This window comes from Desulfuromonadales bacterium (assembly GCA_035620395.1).
Taxonomy (GTDB): Bacteria; Desulfobacterota; Desulfuromonadia; order Desulfuromonadales; family DASPGW01; genus DASPGW01.
Map to the genome: position 1 here is coordinate 1 of DASPGW010000168.1, position 3,200 is coordinate 3,200.

Below are 3,200 nucleotides of genomic sequence, written 5' to 3' on the forward strand. Positions count from 1 at the left end.
CATTCGCGCCCCGAGGTCCCCTTCCCCCTGAGGGAGAAGCCGGAGGCCGGGAAAGGCACGGCGGAAGTAGTCGGCCTCGCCATCAAAAAAAGGACCAGATCGAATCCGGCCCCGCCCATCGCCGCCACCGTCTCCTCCAGGCAGCTCCGGTAGAGGGCGGCCGCCTCCGCGGCAGAGAGGGGCGGGCAGAGGCGGGTCTTCACCCGGCCGGCAACCGGCTCCTTGGCAAATATCCCCAGAACCACTTTCGTCCCCTCCACCCAGGGCGCCAAGTTGTCGATCGGCCGTGGGTTGTCCACCGTTTCCACAGACTTGTCCACAGGCGCTAGGGGCGCCTCCACTCCACCAGGGCGTAGGCGGAGTGGTTGTGGATCGACTCGAAGTTCTCGGACTCCACCCGCAACCAGACGATCTCCTCAACGGCGGCAAGTTTCTCGGTGACCGCCCGCACCATGTCCTCGACGAACATCGGATGATCGTAGGCCTGTTCGGTGACCGCCTTCTCGTCCTCCCGCTTGAGCAGCGAGTAGACCGGAGCGCTGGCGCACCCCTCCACCCACTCGATCAGATCCTCGAGCCAGATGTGGCCGTTGTAACGAATCTGCACGTTGATGGCGCTGCGCTGGTTGTGGGCACCGCGCTGGCTGATCTCCTTCGAGCAGGGACAGAGAGAGGTGACCGGAACGGTGACGCCGAGGACGAAGTCGGCCGACTCCCCGAGGGTGCCGCACATCCGGCACTGGTACTCCATCAGCCCACGGGCCCTCGAAACAGGGGCCTGCTTCTCGATGAAATAGGGGAACTCCAGTTCCACGTGGGCGCGGGAGGCCTCCAGACGCTCCTTCATCTCCTGGAGGATGGTATCGAGACTCTCGATGCTGATCTCCCCGTGATACTGGTTGAGGATCTCGATGAAGCGGCTCATGTGCGTCCCCTTGAAATGGTGCGGGAGGTCGACGTACATGTTGATGCGGGCCACCGTGTGCTGCCGCACCTTGCTCTTGTCCAGCACCACGATCGGGTAGCGGATATCCTTCACCCCCACCTTGTCGATGGCGATGTTGCGGGTATCCGGCGATTTCTGCAGGTCGGGCATGCCGGCCATGATCAACCCTCCTTCCCGACGTAAGGCACCGGGTCCGGCAGGCCGGCTTCGGCAAACCCCTTGAGCCGCAGGCGGCAGGAGTCGCATTCGCCGCAGGCCAGCCCCGCGGGCGTCGGGTCATAGCAGGAATGGGTCAGGGCGTAGTCGACCCCCAGCGCCACCCCCCGGCGGATGGTCTCCGCCTTGGTGAGGTGGATCAGGGGAGTGTGGATGCGGTAGCGCCCCTGCCCTTCCACCGCCGCCTTGGTGGCGAGGTTGGCCATCGTCTCGAAGGCGGCGATATATTCGGGGCGGCAGTCGGGATACCCCGAGTAGTCGAGGGCGTTGACGCCGATGAAGATGTCGAAGGCGCCGAGCACTTCGGCCCAGCCGAGGGCAAAGGCGAGGAAGATGGTATTGCGGGCCGGCACGTAGGTGACCGGGATGTCGCTCCCCACCCCCTCCTTGGGCACGGCGATGTCGGCGGTCAGGGCGCTGCCGCCGATTCTGCGCAGATCGAAATCGACCACCAGGTGTTCTTCGACCCCGACCTGCGCAGCATATTCCTTCGCCCTGGCCAGTTCGACCGCATGCCGCTGGCCATAGGCGACGCTCATGGCGCAGGGGGCGAACCCCTCGGCGCGGGCGATCGCCAGGCAGGTGGTGGAGTCGAGTCCGCCGCTGTAGAGAACCACTGCTTTTTTCATTGTCATTTCCCTCAAATCAGAAGCTCTGCAAAGGCATTTACCACAGAAAACACGGAGAAATAAAGAGAGAACCGGCGAAAAGCTTTTTTCTCTCCGCCTTCTCCGCCCCGCCCCTGTGTTCTCTGGCGAGCGCAGGGAGCGGGTGGTGACGATTTTGCCTCTGGCAAAGCCTTCAATAGACCTCGTAGAATTCCCCGGTTCCCAGCCGATGCACCTTCATCAGGTTGGTGGTGCCGGGCGCTGAGACCGGACTGCCCATGGTGATGACCACCACGTCGCCCTTCTTCAGGTCGGTGGCCGCCAGGACTGCTTCCTCCACCGAGCGGATCTGGGCTTCGGTGTCCCCTTCGATATCGACCCGCAGGGAGCGGACGCCGGCGTACAGCGCCAGTCGCCGGCGCACTCCCTGCGACGGCGTGACGGCGTAGATCGGCAGGGCCGGTCGGTATTTGGCGACCATGGCCGCCGTGCCGCCGGTCTGGGTGAAGGCGAGGATGGCGGCCGCCCCGACGTTTTCCGCCACCCGGCAGGCCGCCTGGCTGATCGCCTCGGAGAGCCGGCGGTAGCCGAGCACCTCGGGGATGGGATGAAAGACCTTTTCCTTGAGAGCCGGATCCCCTTCCACGTCCCGGGCCACCCGGACCATGAGCGAGACCGCTTCGACCGGATATTTCCCCGAGGCGGTCTCGGCCGACAGCATGACGGCGTCGGTGCCGTCGAGAATGGCGTTGGCCACATCGGAGGTCTCGGCGCGGGTGGGCCGGGGATGCTCGATCATGCTCTCCAGCATCTGCGTTGCGGTGATGACCGGCTTGCCCGCCTCATTGCACTTGCGGATGATCCGTTTCTGGATCAGGGGGACCTTCTCCGGACTCATCTCCACGCCGAGGTCGCCACGCGCCACCATGATGCCGTCGGCTGCCTCGAGGATGGCGTCGAAATCGTCCACCGCCTGCGGCTTTTCGATCTTGGCGATGACCTGCAGGTCGCCCTTCTGTTGAAGAATGAGGTCCTTGAGTTCGAGAACGTCGGCGACGCTGCGAACAAAGGAGAGGGCGACCCAGTCGACTCCCTCGCGCAGACAGAAGGCGAGGTCCGCGCGGTCCTTTTCGGTCAGGGCCGGTGCGCTGACGGCCGTCCCCGGCAGATTGATCCCCTTGCGATCCTTGAGCACGCCACCGACCAGGACCCGGCAGCGGACCTCCTCCCCGGCAACTTCCAGCACTTCCAGTTCCATCAATCCGTCGTCCAGCAGGATCCGGTCGCCGCCGCGAACATCGCGGGGGAGTTCCCGGAATGTCGTCGGGATGAGCCGGTCGGCACCCCGCACCTCCCGGGTGGTAATCGTAACATCTTCCCCCGTCACGAGCTCCAGCGCCCCGCCTTCCATCAGGCCGGTGCGGATTTTA

General features: G+C 64.8%; 4 protein-coding genes. All 4 read right to left on the reverse strand.

The genetic code is table 11. The annotated features are described in order from the left end of the window. The coding region (locus tag VD811_08920) for a hypothetical protein (GenBank protein ID HXV21094.1) at positions 1-320 on the reverse strand (320 nt) is incomplete at its 3' end. 5 nt (positions 321-325) lie between these two features. Then, positions 326-1,105 carry a GTP cyclohydrolase FolE2 gene (folE2, locus tag VD811_08925; GenBank protein ID HXV21095.1) on the reverse strand — a complete coding sequence of 260 codons (780 nt, stop codon included), beginning with the start codon at positions 1,103-1,105 and terminating at the stop codon, positions 326-328. A 2-nt stretch (positions 1,106-1,107) separates the two neighbouring features. Next, positions 1,108-1,791: a 7-cyano-7-deazaguanine synthase QueC gene (gene queC, locus VD811_08930; GenBank protein ID HXV21096.1), complete on the reverse strand. Its 684-nt coding sequence runs from the start codon at positions 1,789-1,791 to the stop codon at positions 1,108-1,110. 172 nt (positions 1,792-1,963) lie between these two features. Continuing rightward, positions 1,964-3,200: pyruvate kinase (gene pyk, locus VD811_08935; GenBank protein HXV21097.1), on the reverse strand; the 1,237-nt coding region annotated here is incomplete at its 5' end.